Origin of the sequence: Thermosulfurimonas sp., from assembly GCF_015491435.1 — a bacterium.
Lineage (GTDB): Bacteria > Desulfobacterota > Thermodesulfobacteria > Thermodesulfobacteriales > Thermodesulfobacteriaceae > Thermosulfurimonas_A.
Genome location: NZ_WFVX01000102.1, coordinates 1 through 14,685 on the forward strand (window position 1 = coordinate 1; position 14,685 = coordinate 14,685).

Below are 14,685 nucleotides of genomic sequence, written 5' to 3' on the forward strand. Positions count from 1 at the left end.
CCCGTCTGGTGGAAGCGGCCACCCACCAGAGTGAGAAAGGAAAGGAAAACGCCCTTTCCGTCCTCCTGGTGGAAGATTCCGGGCTGGCGGCCCGGACTCTGGCCGAGATCATCGAATCCTCTCCCAGGTTGCATCTTCTGGAGATCCTTACCAACGGGGAAGAGGCCCTCTGGGCCGCAGCGGAATACGATCCGGATGTCATCCTTCTGGATCTTCATCTTCCCGGGCTTTCGGGTTCCAGGGCCTTTAAATATCTCATGATCCAACACCCCGCACCGGTGGTGCTTACCAGTTCCGCCCTGGGGGCCGAGGGGCTCTCCCTTTTGCTCCTGGGGGCCACGGCTTTTTGTATGAAGGGGCCGGATCAGGCCGAACATCTGCCCCGGCTGCTGGAGGAGGCGGCCAAGGTCCGGGTGCAGGCCCTGAGACGCTATCGTTTCTCTGCCCGGGCCCCGGTGGAGAGGAACACCAGCGCCCGGATTTCCGGCCTTACGGTGATTCTTTCCGGGGTAGGGGGGTACGGAGAGGTCCTGGAGTTTCTGGGGAGGAAGGAATATCGTCCCGGGGAAGCCCTGTTATGGGTGGTGGAGGGGTGTGCCGGGGCCCATCAGGCCCTGGCCGAGGCCCTGCGGGATAACCTGCCCTGGGAGGTTACTTATATAAAGGCTACCACCATCCTGCGCGGAGGCACGCTTTACATCTCCACGGGTTTTCCGGCCCTGAAGAAGGGCTGGGTCCTGGAGCCCGGAGGCGATCTGCAGAGGCTTCTCCTGCCCGAGGAGGATCTTTCCCTGCGGGTGATGGTCTTTTCCGGGACGGTCCCGGTCTCGGTCTCGGATCTCCGGGTGGAGAGGGTATGGGTTCGCGATCCGGAGACGGCCCCTGCTCCGGCCCTGCCGGTTTCCTTTCAGGCCCTGGCCGCGAGATCCTTTCGGGAATTGAAAGAGATTCAGGAGGAACTGGAAGCGGGATATGGAGGAATTTCTTAAGGAATATTTGAGTGAGGCCTCCCAGTACGTTCAGGAGCTGGAAAAGCTCCTGCTCGAGCTGGAGAAGACCCCGGAGGCGGAGGAGGTCCGCCAGGAGGCCCTGCGAGCGGCGCACAACCTGAAAGGGATTTCGGCTTATATGGGTTATGAGAACGTGGCCCATCTGGCCCACGAGATGGAGAGCCTGCTGGAAAAAGGCGACCTGCGGGAGGTGGATCCTCTTTTCCAACGGCTGGATCAAATCCAGACCCTGTTACGAGGGTTGGCCGAGGGGAAGGAAGAGGTCCGGGAGGAGGCCTCGCCTTCCGGGGATGAACGGACCTCCCGGTTAAAGGCCCTCCTTGAGGAGTTGCGCGAGGAAGATGAGGACCTTTATCGGGCCTTTATGGAGCTTCTGGAGGAAAAGACCGGTCTTCTGGAGACCCTTCTCGAGGGCGAGGAACCCGATCCCTCGGCCTTGCCTGCGGTTCGAGAGCACCTGGAAAAGATCAAACAGTCGGCCCGGTATCTCAATCTGGACGAACTGGTGGAACTCCTTGAGGAATTCGAGACCCAACTGGATCGTCTGGAAAAAGGGGAAGAATCGGAGTGGAGGGCCTGCTGGGAGGTTCTCAAAGGGCTTCTTCCGGTCCGGGAAAAACCTCCGGAACTGGAGGAATTCCTGAGCGAGCTTTCCCAGGAAATCGAGGCCCTATCCCTGCCGGAGGAGATTTCCGAGGCCGGTGAGGAAGAAGTCGCGCGACGGGAGCTGCCACCCGAGTCGGAGAAGAGGGAGGTCGCGCAGCCGGTGGAACGTCCTCCGGAGAGGCCTTTGGAGCAACCCCCGGAGCTTTTTCTGCGGGTGGATACGGATACGGTAAGAAGGATTTCGGCGGCGGTGGAGGAATTGCGGTCGCTGGGATACCGTCTGGAGGAGGTATGGAATGAACTCCGGCCCCGTCTTTCCCGGGAGGGGAGACTGAAGCTGGAAGAGATCCTGTTTTCCTTTTCGGCTCTTATGCGCTCTCTCAGCGAAGAGGTGCGGGGGCTCCGGATGGTACCGGTGGAAAGCATCCGGGTAAGGGTGGAGCGTCTTTTTCGCGATCTGGTGAAAAGCACGGGGAAACCGGCGGAACTTATTTTTGAAGGGCGGGACCTTCGGGTGGATCGGGTGCTTTTACAGGAGGTCTGGCCGGCCCTGGTACACCTTTTACGCAATGCCTTTGACCACGGCCTGGAGGAACCGGAGGAGCGCCGGGCGGCGGGCAAGCCCGCGGAGGGCAGGGTGCAGGTAGTTTTCGAGATGGAGCAGGCCTGGCTCCGGATTACCGTTGCCGATGACGGACGGGGTATAAACTGGGAGGCCCTGGAGACCCGGGCCCGGGAAAGAGGGGTTTCCTGGGAGAGGGTGGAGGACCTTCTCTTTGTTCCGGGGCTGAGTACCAAGCAGGAAGCGGATACCCTTTCGGGAAGGGGCTTCGGCCTGGACATAGTCAAAGAGAAGGTGGAATCCCTGAGGGGTTATATAACCGTTGATTCTCGGCCCGGGCAGGGCACCCGGATTTCCCTTCACTTTCCCATGGCCACGGTACTCAATCGGGTGATTACCTTCCCCTGTGGCGAGGACCTCTGGGCAGTGCCCCTTTATGCCCTGCGGGAGGTTCGCCGGGTGAGTCCGGAGGCGGTATCCCGGGTGGGGGAGGAGTGGTGGTATCACCATCACGAGGGCGAAACGGTGCAGGTGCTCTTTCCGGATCCCGGAGTTCGAGAGAAAAGGGCCTTTTATCTCCTCATTATGGGAGGATATCCGGTGTGGGGGCTGGCCCTTCCGGAGATAAGGGGGCAGCAGGAGGCGGCTATCCGTCCTTTCTCCGAAGATATCCAGAAATTCGGGCCCTTTTTAGGGCTGGCCCTTCTTGCGGATGGGCGGGTGGCCTTTGTGATTGACCACGGTAGCTTTAAAGGGGTAAAGGAGTTTTTGGAAGGAGCCAGGGTCTCGAATACATAGATAAAGATACTAAGGCTTAGATCTTCGGGGATATATTCCTCAAAAAAGGGCCAAATTTTCCATAAACCGTGTCTATCCACCAAAACCTTCCTTGACATTTAAGATGAGGGAAGGTAGGCTCGAACTTACTCGGGGAAGAGTTGAAAAATGCTTAGACTAAGGAGGGAGTGATGGCTGAGATTAAGAAACACGATACACCCATGGTAGATGAATTAAAGAAAGGTCCCTGGCCGAGTTTTGTGGATGACATTTATTCCTATGCGGAGAAGCATCAGAAACAGGCTTGTTTCGATCTTCTGGGTCAGCTGGAGCTATCCTTCAAGCACAAGGAGACCCACTGGAAGCACGGGGGTATTGTGGGTGTTTTCGGTTACGGTGGAGGCGTTATCGGTCGTTATTCGGACCAGCAGGACAAGTTTCCTGCCATCTGGGCCTTCCACACCATTCGTGTGAATCAGCCGGCCTCCAAGTGGTATCACACTTCGGCCCTGCGCAAGCTCTGTGAGATCTGGGACCATCGGGGCAGCGGCATGACCAACTTCCACGGCTCCACCGGAGATATGGTGCTTCTGGGTACGGTGACCGAGCAGCTTGAGCCTATCTTCTTTGACCTTACCCATCAGATGAACATGGATCTGGGTGGGTCCGGGTCGAACCTGCGTACTCCTTCCTGCTGCGTGGGTAAGGCCCGGTGTGAATGGAGCTGTCTGGACACGCAGGCCCTCTGTTACGATCTCACCATGACCTATCAGGACGAGCTGCACCGTCCGGCCTTTCCCTATAAGTTCAAGTTTAAGATTTCCGGGTGCCCCAACGACTGTGTGGCGGCCATTGCCCGGGCCGACCTTTCCATCATCGGTACCTGGATCGACGATATCCGAATCGATCAGGAGGCCGTCCGGGCCTATGTGGGTGGCGAGCTTAAGCCCAACGCCGGGGCCCATTCCGACCGCGACTGGGGTCCGTTTGATATCCAGAAGGAGGTCATTGATCTCTGTCCGGCTCAGTGCATGCACTGGGATGGAAAGGAGCTCCACATTAACAACAAAGAGTGTGTGCGGTGTATGCACTGCATTAACGTAATGCCCGAGGCCCTGCGTCCCGGAACCGATACCGGAGCTACCCTCCTTATGGGGGCCAAGGCTCCGATCCTGGAGGGGGCTCAGCTTTCCACGGTGATCGTGCCCTTCATGCGGCTTGAGCCGCCTTATGACAATCTGAAGGAGATTATTGAGAAGACCTGGGACTTCTGGATGGAGAACGGAAAGAACCGTGAGCGTCTGGGCGAGCTTATTCAGCGGGTAGGTCTCAACCGGTTTATCGTGGATGTTCTGGGGCTCAAGCCCATTCCGCAGCATATTCGTGAGCCGCGGTCCAACCCCTATGTCTTCTGGAAGGAGGAAGAGGTCGAGGGTGGCTGGGACCGTGATGTGGCCGAGTTCCGTAAGCGTCACCCGGCCTAAACCGGGTTTTAAAAATTGAAGTCAAATTTAAAGAAGGAGGTTGGAGATGTCCGATAAGGTTTACGAAGAGATTCAAAACGTTCAGCTGGACGAGATTTTTAGCAAGCCCTATGATCCGGAGCTGGCGGAAAAGCTTTACAATCCTCAGAAGCCCATGGAAAACCGGATCACGGATATTGGTCCGCCGCACTATGCCCAGTTTTTCCCTCCGGTAATCAAGAAGAACTATGGTAAGTGGAAAAGTCACGAGATCATCCAGCCCGGGGTGATCAAATATACCAGCGAGACCGGGGATGTAGTCTTTGCCGTGCGGGTGGGGACCCCCAGGTTGATCACCACCGATTACATCCGTGAGGTATGTGAGATCGCCGACAAGTATTGTGACGGTTACGTCCGCTGGACCACCCGGAACAACATCGAGTTCCATGTTACCGATGAGGAAAAGCTTCGGGCCCTGCTCGACGATCTCAAGGGCCGGAAGCATCCCAGTGGTTCGTACAAGTTCCCCGTGGGTGGTACCGGGGCTTCGGTAACCAACATCGTGCACACCCAGGGATGGGTGCACTGTCACACCCCGGCCATCGACGCCTCGGGTGTGGTTAAGGCGGTAATGGATGAGCTTTTTGAGTATTTCGGAAGCCACAAGCTTCCGGCCCAGGTGCGGATTGCGCTGGCCTGCTGCCTGAACATGTGCGGAGCCGTGCACTGTTCGGACATTGCCATCCTGGGTATTCACCGTAAGCCCCCGTTGATCGAGGACGATCGTCTGCAGTACGTCTGTGAGATTCCCCTGGTGGTGGCGGCCTGTCCCCTGGGGGCCATTAAGCCGGCCACGGTGGAGATCAACGGAGAGAAGAAAAAGACCGTGCGGGTAAACAAGGAACGCTGTATGTTCTGCGGAAACTGCTATACCATGTGCCCGGCCATGCCGCTGGCCGACGGCGAGGGCGACGGGATCGCCATCCTGGTGGGTGGAAAGATCTCCAACCGTATCTCCCCGCCCAAGTTCTCCAAGCTGGTGATTCCTTATATTCCCAACGAGCCTCCGCGCTGGCCGACCACGGTCAAGTGGGTGAAGAAGATTCTGGAGACCTATGCGCAGCATGCCCGCAAGTATGAGCGGCTGGGTGAGTGGGCCGAGCGCATCGGCTGGGAGAAGTTCTTCGAGCTCTGTGAGATTCCGTTCACCGAGAAGAGCATCGACGACTACCGTCTGGCTTACGATACCTACCGCACCTCGCTCCACTTTAAGTTCACCAGCCACGTGGAACCCATGTAAGGAAGAGGGGAGGGGGTCACCCCCCTCCCTAATCTTTAAACGAAAGGAGGGAGCATAAGATGGCCATGGATAAAGAGGAATTGAAAAAGAAGATCATGGAATTCATGGAAAAGAAGACCGGGGCCAAGTCCAAGGTATATCTTAAGGATATGCAGCGGGCTATTCCCGAGGCTTCTCCCCGGGAGATCAAGATGGCGGCCAATGAGCTGGTGCGCGAGGGGAAGCTGGAGTATTTCTCCACCGGTTCCACGGTGATGTACGGAATCCCCGGAAAAGGTCAGCCGGTAGAGCAAAAGGGTTAGCTTTTATCCGGCTGGAAATCTTTCTGGTAGATATGGGGAAAGAGGGCGGGTATATCCCGCCCTTAATTTTTTTAAAAAAGGGTTCTATGATCTCCAGATGCTGGCCTTCAGGGGGGCGGGCAGAAGTTCCTTGAGGGTATTTTCCGCCCGGGGGATAAATTTCTCGAACCAGGTTTTGCCCTGACGGCTCAGTTTGACGAACGCTCCCAGGGCCTGCATAAGGCGAAAGATGCGGGTATAGCGGAGCTCGCGAAACAGGGCTTCCTCCGGCCAGGGGGAGCGGGCCCGGTAAAGATCCCAGAGAAATTCCCGGGGAAGACGCTTCACATAAGGATCGTAGAGCAGGGAGGCCAGGTCATAGGAGGGGGGGCCCAGACGGGCTCCCTGAAAGTCGATCAGATAGAGTTTTCCTTCGCGAACCATCAGATTGCGGGATTGAAAATCCCGGTGGAGGACCACCGGGGGGAGAAAGTTTGCCTCTCCCTCCTTGAGGAATTCCCGCCAGAGCCGTCTTTCCTCGGGAAGCCATCTTTTTCCCCTTTTTTGTTGCAGATACCAGGATTCGAAATAAAGGATTTCTTTTTCCCAGATGAATTCTCGATGATAGTAAAGCGTTTCCAGTACAGCCTCCCGGGGAAAGGAGGGGGTGAGGCTCTGAAGATGAAGGAGGAGATCCAGGGCCCGGGGATAAAGGGCTAGCTTGTCCGGGTGTTCGGCCAGCCGCGTATCGCCCAGGTCCTCCACCAGGAGGAGTCCCTCGGGCTCGGAAAAACCGTATATTTCCGGGACCGGAAGGCCGTGCTGACGAAAGAAGCGTCCCAGCCGGTAATAGCTTCGGGCCTCCCGCAGTCCGTATCTACCGGGCTGGGGCAGGATAAGGATGCAGGTTTCTCCCCGGAGATGGACACGGAGAAAGCGTCGGGCCGAGCCGTCGCCGCTCAGGGGCTCCATCCTGGTGGGGGTAATTCCCCAGATGGTTTGTAATCTTTCTTTCAATTCATTCCAGGTCAACGGGGATCACCGCCTTTCCGCTCCGAAGGTCCATCCGGGCCCGGCGATAGTTTTCCGGGGTTCCTATATCTATCCAGTAAAAAGCAGTGGCCACCAGGGCCCGGGGAAGATACCCCCGGGCGATAAGTCGGCGGTAGGCCGGCACCAGTTCCCGTTCCGGAGGCAGAAGGGAAATCCATTCCGGAGAGACCACCTGAATACCGGTATAGGCATATCCCTCCGGGGAATCCTCGGCGAAATCCGTAACGTAGCCGTTCCGGATCCGGAGGCGATTGAGACCGGGGAAGCGGTGGCAGAACATCAAGCAAAGGGTCTGATGCCGCAGGGCTTCCTCATAGATCAGTCTCAGGGGGAAGTTGGTAAGGATGTCTCCGTTGAGGACCAGGGTGGGTTCGGTAAAGAAGGAGGCGGCATGGCGCAGGGCTCCGCAGGTGCCCAGTAATTCGGGTTCTTCGTAAAGGCGGAATTCTACATCCGGATAGACCCGACGGAGTTCCCTAATCCGCCGGCGTATCTGGTCCTTCAGGTACCAGGCATTGAGCCCTATGGTGCGGAATCCCTGCGCGACGAGAGATTCCACCAGGAGAAAGAGAAGAGGTCTTCCCAGGATGGGGAGAAGGGGTTTGGGGACATGTTCGGTCAGGGGGCGAAGGCGTTCTCCCCGTCCGGCGCACAGGACAAAGGCCCGCATTAACTCTGTTGGGTTCTAGCCCCTCCGCTCTTTTCCAGTTTTTCTACCTCCTCTTCCATTTCGGCTTCCCGCAGGGCCTGCTTAAAGGAACGGATGCCCTTCCCCAGCCCGGCTCCTATTTCCGGGAGTCTTTTGGCTCCGAAAAGGAGGAAGGCCAGGAAGAGGATGATAAGTAATTCCTGGGTGCCCAATCCAAACATGAGAGCCTCCTTTCTAGGATTTTGGCTCCAGGAGCCATACTACTAGGATACTCGCTTCGTAGAGAAGGACAAGGGGTAGGGCCAGAAAGAGCTGGTTGACCACATCGGGAGTGGGGGTGAGGATGGCCGCTACCACAAAAGCCCCCAGGATGGCGTAAGGTCTTATTCGGGAGAGGGTGCGGGCACGAAGGGCCCCCAGTTTTCCGGCTACGGCCAGGGCAACCGGGATCTCGAAACAGAATCCAAAGACCAGGAGCATACGCACCGCAAAGCTTACATAATCCCGAAACACCGGCTTGAATTGCAGGAGATCCCCTCCGAAGGAGGCCAGGAAGCGAAAGGCCCGGGGAAAGATCAAAAAATAGGCAAAGGCAGCCCCGGCCAGAAAGGCGAAACAGGAGGCCAGGATAAGCGGCCGGGCGAAACGTTTTTCGTGGGAGTAAAGCCCCGGGGCCACGAAACGCCAGATCTGGAAGATGATGAAGGGGCTGGCCAGGACCCCGCCGAAGATGAGGGCTATCTTGATATAGGTGAAGAAGGCCTCCTGGTAAGCGATGAACATGATTTTACGGCCCGGGGGAAGGGCCTGCAGCAGGGGGCGGAGAAGAAAGTGCAGAAGGGGATTCAATTTCCAGTAACAGAAGGCCGAGGCCGCCAGCCAGACCAGAAGGCTCTTGAGCAGGCGTTCCCGGAGTTCTATCAGATGAGCGGTAAGGGGCAGGTCCCGGTCCTGTTCGGGAAGGGGCTTGCTCACGATTTCTTAAGGAGTTCTTCCATGCTCCGGGCCAGGCTTTCCGGATCCAGACCGGCCCGGGCAAAGAGTTCATCCGGTTTACCGGAGGAGGGGTACTCCGTCCATCCTCGAAGACACAAGGGTATGGTCTTGCCGGCCAGGGCCAGTTCCCGGGCTACCAGACTGCCCAGACCGGTTTCCACCAGATGATCCTCCGCCACCAGGATGGGACCTATTTCGGCAGCGGAAAGCAGATCTTCCCGGGGGAAGGGTCGCACCGAGGCCACGTTGAGCACCCCTACGGAAAGGCCCCTTTCCCTGAGGATCTCCCGGGCGGAGAGACAGCGTGGAACCATGGCCCCGTAGGTGACGAAGGTGGCGTGTTCCCCGCGGCGCAGCCAGTCGGCCCGTCCGGGGCGAAAACGGTAATCCCTTCCGAAAAAGGGCCGGCCCTCTTCGTCGGTGATCACCGGGACCTTGGAACGCCCCATACCCACGAAGACATTTCCCGGCTGGGTGGCAGCAAAACGCACAATACGGTCGGTCTGATTGGGATCCGCAGGAAGATAGATCTCAAAATCCTTAAGGCTAAGGAGCAGCCCCAGATAATCCACGCACTGATGGGTGGGGCCATCTTCTCCTACATCCGCTCCGAGGTGGGTGCTCACCACCTTGAGGGCGGTGCGGTTTAAGGCGTTGAGACGCATCTGGTTATAGACCTCATCCACGGCAAAGACCCCGAAGGTGGAAAAGAAGACCAGGAATCCCTCCCGGGAGAGGGCTCCGGCCACGGCAGCGGTGTGATGTTCCTGGATGCCGGATTCGTGAAAGGCCAGGGGAGAATGCCGGCGAAATGCGGTCATCTTGACCGAGCCCTCCAGGTCGCAGGTAAGCCCCAGGACCTTGGGGGGTTTTCCGGGAAGGTTGTTCCTTTCGGCAAGGGAAAGCAGGGCCTTGCCGTAGGCCGAACGGCAGTCGGTCTTCACCTCCGGTTCATAGAGGATGGGTTCTCCGGGGTCGATCTCTACGGGTTCCGGCTCGTGGGGCTGGTGAGGGAAGGAGACGGGGTGGTTTTTTCGTTTTTCCATCCAGTGGTCGAGCTCGGCCGGATCGAAGCCCAATTCAGAGAGGGCCTTACGGCAGAGATCCGGCGAAAGAGGCGCCCCGTGCCATTTGGCATCATTTTCCATGAAGGAGATGCCGTGGCCCATTACCGTGTGGGCCAGGATGGCTGTGGGGCGATCCGGATGCGGGACCTCTCCCAGAAGGAAGTTGCGCAGGGCCCGATAAAGGGCGGAAAAATCGTGCCCGTTCACCTCGATAAGGTTCCAGCCTGTGGCCTCGATCTCGGCTCTTAGATCCTGGGGCATGACCTGATAGGTATCACCTCCGATCTGGAGGCGATTGTAATCGATGAGCACGCAGAGGTTGTTGAGTCCGAATTTTATTGCCCAGCGCCGGGCTTCGATGACCTGACCCTTCTGTTGTTCTCCGTCGCCCATAAGGCAGAAGACCCGGGCGGAAAGGCCCCTGAGCTTAAGGGCCCGGGCCATACCGCAGGCCGCGGATAACCCCTGCCCCAGATTTCCGGTGTTCCACTCCACGCCGGGTACGGCCTGTTCCACGTGGCCGGCGAAGGCCGAACCGGCCCGGCGGAATTCGAGAAGGAAGGGTTCCTCAGGGAAGAATCCGTATTCGGCAAGGACGCTATAGACTCCGGGGCTGATGTGTCCGTGACTTACCACCACCCGGTCGCGCTCCGGGTCCCGGGGCTTTTCGGGGTTTACCCGGGCCAGGGCATAGACCATGAGAAGAAGCCCCAGTGAGGAGAGAGAGCCTCCCGGATGACCGGACCCGGCCAGGGTGGTGGCCAGGAGTATGCGGCGGGCACAACGCCGGAAAGCCTGCTCCAGCCAGGCCAGTTCCTCCGGGTTCAGATCGGTACGCTGAAGGTCCAGTTTCAACATAAACGGCCTCCTCCGCCGACGGTTAGGGAAGAGCTATACCTCTTATCCGGTACTTTGCAAGGGCCCTACACGGACTTTTTTTCGCGTTTCATGGCGATGAGACCGGTGCGTACAATTTCCTTGATCCCGATGGGTTTGAGGAGTTCAATCACCGCCTGAAGTTTGCTCTGAGGGCCGGTAACCTCAATGGTGTAGGTGCGCGGGCTTACATCCACCACCTTGCAGCGGAAGATATCGCACATGCGGAGCACCTCGGCCCGGGTCTCCTTTTCCGCCCGCACCTTGATCAGGGCCATCTCCCTTTCCACGAATTCTTCCTCTTCGGTAACATCCACCACTTTATACACATCTATCAGGCGGCGGAGCTGTTTGATGATCTGCTCGATGATGAGTTCGTCCCCCCGGGTGACCAGAGTGAGGTGAGAAAGGGTAGGGTCCAGGGTTTCGGCCACGCAGAGACTATCGATATTAAACCCGCGTCCGCTAAAGAGCCCGGCGATCCGGGCCAGCGCCCCGGGAGTATTTTCCACCAGCACCGAAAGGGTATGTTTCTTCTCCGCCATTTTCGCCTCCTAAACCAGGATCATTTCCGTGGTGGCCCTCCCTGCCGGAACCATGGGGAAGACACCCTCCTCCGGCGCGATATGGATGTCCACCAGAGTAAGTCGGTCGCTCTCCAGGGCCTGTTTGAGCACCGGTTCCACCTCCTCCGGACGGGTGGCTCTAAGCCCCAGGGCTCCGTAGGCCTCGGCCAGTTTCACGAAATCCGGAAGCACCTGAAATTTGACCGCAGAATAACGTCGCTCGTAAAAGAGTTCCTGCCACTGACGCACCATGCCCAGATAACCGTTGTTGAGGATGATCACCTTGATGGGAAGCCCCTGTTCCATGGCCGTGGCCATCTCCTGGATGTTCATCTGGATGGACCCATCCCCGGCCACATCGATGACCAGTTTTCCCGGGTTCCCCATCTGGGCCCCGATAGCCGCCGGGAACCCGAAACCCATGGTCCCCAGCCCTCCGGAGGTGATAAGGGTGCGGGGACGGTCGAATTTATAGTACTGGGCCGTCCACATCTGATTCTGTCCCACCTCGGTGGCCACGATGGCCTCTCCCCGGGTGAGCTCGTAGAGTTTCTCGATCACGAATTGGGGTTTGATATATTCCGGGTCCTGCTTGTAGGTAAGGGGGTAGCGTTTCTTCCAGATCTCGATCTGCTCCCACCAGTCTTTGAACTGTTCGCGCCAGATCTTTTCCGGCCGCCCCACCTCTTTAACGATTTGAAGGAGCTTTTCCAGGGCCCGTTTACAGTCTCCTACGATGGGAACATCCACCCGAACGTTTTTCTGGATGGAGGTGGGGTCGATGTCGATATGGATGATCTTGGCCATGGGAGCAAAGGCGTCCACCTTTCCGGTGACCCGGTCGTCGAAGCGGGCTCCCACCGCCAGGATGAGGTCGCTGTTGGCCACCGCCATGTTGGCGTAGTAGGTACCGTGCATACCCAGCATACCCAAGGACTGGGGATGGGTCCCGGGGAAACCCCCGAGCCCCATGAGGGTCATGGTTACCGGTAGGTGCAGACGTTCGGCCAGCTCGAGCAACTCCTCGTGGGCTCCGGAGGCGATGACCCCTCCTCCCACCAGGACCACCGGCCGGGTGGAGCTTTCGAGTAACCGGTAGGCCCTTTCCACCTGACGGGGATGGGGATCATAAACCGGCTGATAACTGCGCAGGCGAATCTCCTCCGGCCAGTGGAATTCGGCCTTCCCCTGCTGTACGTCCTTGGGTAGATCTACCAGAACCGGCCCCGGTCTGCCGGTGCGGGCGATGTGGAAGGCGGCCTTGAGCACCCAGGGAAGATCCTCGGTGCGCTTGACCAGAAAGTTGTGCTTGGTGCAGGGACGGGTGATCCCGGTGATGTCCACCTCCTGAAAGGCATCGTTTCCGATGAGCCTGGTAGGGACCTGACCGGTGAGGATCACCACCGGAATGGAATCCATGTAAGCGGTGGCGATGCCGGTTACGGTGTTGGTGGCTCCGGGGCCGGAGGTGACCAGGCAGACTCCCACCTTTCCGGTGGAACGGGCATAACCATCGGCCGCATGCGCCGCCCCCTGCTCGTGTCGCACCAGTACGTGTTTTATTTCCGGGGTCTTGTAAAGTTCATCATAAATATCGATTACCGCCCCCCCGGGATAACCGAAGATAACCTCTACGCCCTCGCGTTTTAGGGCCTCTACGATCATCTGGGCCCCGGTCATCAATTCGCCCACCTTCTCTAACCTCCTTCCTGTTTTATTAAGGCGTAAATACGATCCTTGAGGGCCAGCTTTTCCTTCTGAATCTGTTTCTTGCGCACCTCTTCACTTGCGGTGAGGTAGCTCTTTCGGATCAATCCTTCCAGCTCCCGTTCCAGGGCCTGGTGCCTTTCGAAAAGTTCCCTTATCTCCGGATTTCTTTCTGCGTACTGCCTGACTAATTCTTTATCCATAGGCCTCTCCTTTTATTGGGATTTTGAAAGGTTGTCAAGGATTGTGAAAAAAATTTCAAGCTGGAGGGGCTAACCATATCCTTATTTTTATGGTAGATGAGAAGTCCTATCCGAGTCAAGGGGATACCCCCCGGAGAGAGCAAAAATTGCTTGAAAGGCCGGATAAGCCATAGTAATAGATAGAGATCAAAAAGTTCGAGGGAGGATGAGGATGGCGGAAGCTCGAACCTATAAGATCGCGGTGATTCCCGGAGATGGGACCGGCCCGGAGGTGATCCGGGAGGGGGTAAAGGTACTTCAGGCTGCGGCCGGACGTTTCGGTTTCGCTCTGGATTTGCATTATTTCGACTGGGGCGGCGAGCGATATTTACGCACCGGGGAAACCATCCCCGAAGGGGGGATCGAGGAATTAAAGAAGCACGACGCTATCTATCTCGGGGCCATCGGGCATCCGGAGGTCAAGCCCGGCATCCTGGAGAAGGGGATCCTTCTGCGTATTCGCTTTGAGCTCGATCAGTATGTGAACCTTCGTCCCATAAAGCTCTATCCCGGGGTCTGGACCCCGATCAAGGACAAGGGGCCGGAGGACATAGACTTTGTGGTGGTGCGGGAGAACACCGAGGGGCTTTACGCCGGGGGCGGGGGGTTCCTGCGCAAGGGCACCCCTTATGAGGTGGCCATTCAGGAGTCCATCAATACCCGCTTCGGGGTGGAGCGCTGTATCCGCTTTGCCTTTGAGTATTGCCGCAAGCGCAACAAAAAGAAGAAGGTCACCCTGGTGGGAAAGACCAACGTCCTCACCTATGCCTGGGACCTCTGGGAGCGCACCTTTTATGAGGTGGCCAGGGAGTATCCGGATATCGAAACCGACTACGCCCATGTGGATGCCACCTGCATGTGGTTTGTGAAGAACCCGGAATGGTTCGATGTCATTGTCACCGACAACATGTTCGGGGACATCATCACCGATCTCGGGGCCATGATCCAGGGCGGTATGGGGATCGCCGCCGGTGGAAACATCAATCCCGAGGGGGTCTCCATGTTTGAGCCCATCGGAGGCTCGGCCCCCAAATATACCGGGAAGAACGTGATCAACCCCCTTGCGGCCATCTGTGCCGGAATGATGATGCTTGAGCACCTGGGCGAGGAGGAGGCCGCCCGGGCCATTGAGGCCGCGGTGATCAAGGTCTGCCGCGATCATCTGAAGAGCATGTCCGCCGGAAAGATGGGTTACACCACCAGCGAGGTGGGCGATCTCGTGGCCCGCTACACCGCCGAAGGCGTGGAGCTTTAGCCATGACCGAGCTTGAGGCGGCGCGTCAGGGAGAGATCACCGGGGCCATGCGCAAGGCCGCGGAGGAGGAAGGGGTCTCCCCGGAATTCATCCGGGAGGGGGTAGCCCGGGGGACCATCGTGCTGATTAAGGCCCGGCAGAGCGGGCGGGTGGTGGCCGTGGGCGAGGGGGTGCGCACCAAGGTCAACGCCTCCATCGGCACCTCAAGCGACCTTTGTGATCTCGAGCTTGAGAAACGCAAGGCCCGGCTTGCGGAGGAGGCCGGAGCCGACACC

General features: G+C 58.1%; 15 protein-coding genes. 7 read left to right on the plus strand and 8 right to left on the minus strand.

What is annotated here, in order from left to right; genetic code table 11:
• The 5 genes from F8J34_RS04510 to F8J34_RS04530 all read left to right on the plus strand — a co-directional run.
• Nucleotides 1-989: response regulator (locus tag F8J34_RS04510; RefSeq protein ID WP_297056815.1), on the plus strand; the 989-nt coding region annotated here is incomplete at its 5' end.
• The gene (locus tag F8J34_RS04515; protein WP_297056816.1) at nt 973-2,976 is read left to right on the plus strand and encodes an Hpt domain-containing protein; all 2,004 of its coding nucleotides are present in this window, start codon (nt 973-975) and stop codon (nt 2,974-2,976) included. The genes F8J34_RS04510 and F8J34_RS04515, both read left to right, overlap by 17 nt.
• 170 nt (nt 2,977-3,146) lie before the next feature.
• Nucleotides 3,147-4,439 (plus strand): dissimilatory-type sulfite reductase subunit alpha, encoded by a 1,293-nt coding sequence (dsrA, locus tag F8J34_RS04520; RefSeq protein ID WP_297056817.1) that lies wholly within the window; start codon nt 3,147-3,149, stop codon nt 4,437-4,439.
• Nucleotides 4,440-4,593: 154 nt separating this feature from the next.
• Nucleotides 4,594-5,718, plus strand: coding sequence for a dissimilatory-type sulfite reductase subunit beta (dsrB, locus tag F8J34_RS04525; RefSeq protein WP_363315416.1), 1,125 nt, complete (start codon nt 4,594-4,596; stop codon nt 5,716-5,718).
• Between the two features lie 59 nt (nt 5,719-5,777).
• Nucleotides 5,778-6,020, plus strand: a complete 243-nt coding sequence (locus F8J34_RS04530) for a dissimilatory sulfite reductase D family protein (RefSeq protein WP_297056819.1) — start codon at nt 5,778-5,780, stop codon at nt 6,018-6,020.
• Between the two features lie 84 nt (nt 6,021-6,104).
• On the opposite strand, the gene F8J34_RS04535 is transcribed toward F8J34_RS04530, so the two are convergent.
• From F8J34_RS04535 to F8J34_RS04570, 8 genes are all read right to left on the minus strand, one after another.
• Entirely contained in the window at nt 6,105-7,031 is a 927-nt protein-coding gene (locus F8J34_RS04535) for a phosphotransferase (protein ID WP_297056820.1), read from the minus strand.
• On the minus strand, nt 7,018-7,722 hold the full coding sequence (locus F8J34_RS04540; RefSeq protein ID WP_297056821.1) for a sugar phosphate nucleotidyltransferase: 705 nt from the start codon (nt 7,720-7,722) through the stop codon (nt 7,018-7,020). Before F8J34_RS04540 ends, F8J34_RS04535 begins: the two co-directional genes overlap by 14 nt.
• On the minus strand, nt 7,722-7,922 hold the full coding sequence (gene tatA / locus F8J34_RS04545; protein ID WP_297056822.1) for a twin-arginine translocase TatA/TatE family subunit: 201 nt from the start codon (nt 7,920-7,922) through the stop codon (nt 7,722-7,724). The genes F8J34_RS04540 and tatA overlap by 1 nt, the downstream gene beginning before the upstream one ends.
• 13 nt (nt 7,923-7,935) lie before the next feature.
• Nucleotides 7,936-8,676: a twin-arginine translocase subunit TatC gene (tatC, locus tag F8J34_RS04550; protein ID WP_297056823.1), complete on the minus strand. Its 741-nt coding sequence runs from the start codon at nt 8,674-8,676 to the stop codon at nt 7,936-7,938.
• The gene (locus F8J34_RS04555; protein ID WP_297056824.1) at nt 8,673-10,622 is read right to left on the minus strand and encodes a transketolase; all 1,950 of its coding nucleotides are present in this window, start codon (nt 10,620-10,622) and stop codon (nt 8,673-8,675) included. Before F8J34_RS04555 ends, tatC begins: the two co-directional genes overlap by 4 nt.
• 65 nt (nt 10,623-10,687) lie before the next feature.
• Nucleotides 10,688-11,185 carry an acetolactate synthase small subunit gene (gene ilvN, locus F8J34_RS04560; protein ID WP_297056825.1) on the minus strand — a complete coding sequence of 166 codons (498 nt, stop codon included), beginning with the start codon at nt 11,183-11,185 and terminating at the stop codon, nt 10,688-10,690.
• A 9-nt stretch (nt 11,186-11,194) separates the two neighbouring features.
• Nucleotides 11,195-12,886, minus strand: coding sequence for a biosynthetic-type acetolactate synthase large subunit (gene ilvB / locus F8J34_RS04565; RefSeq protein WP_363315417.1), 1,692 nt, complete (start codon nt 12,884-12,886; stop codon nt 11,195-11,197).
• Nucleotides 12,887-12,903: 17 nt separating this feature from the next.
• A complete protein-coding gene (locus tag F8J34_RS04570) occupies nt 12,904-13,116 on the minus strand; it encodes a YdcH family protein (protein ID WP_297056827.1) in 213 nt (70 codons plus the stop codon).
• A gap of 211 nt (nt 13,117-13,327) precedes the next feature.
• On the opposite strand from F8J34_RS04570, the gene F8J34_RS04575 reads away from it, so the two are divergent.
• Nucleotides 13,328-14,410 carry a 3-isopropylmalate dehydrogenase gene (locus F8J34_RS04575; protein WP_297056828.1) on the plus strand — a complete coding sequence of 361 codons (1,083 nt, stop codon included), beginning with the start codon at nt 13,328-13,330 and terminating at the stop codon, nt 14,408-14,410.
• 2 nt (nt 14,411-14,412) lie between these two features.
• The coding region (locus F8J34_RS04580; RefSeq protein ID WP_297056829.1) for a phosphomethylpyrimidine synthase ThiC at nt 14,413-14,685 on the plus strand (273 nt) is incomplete at its 3' end.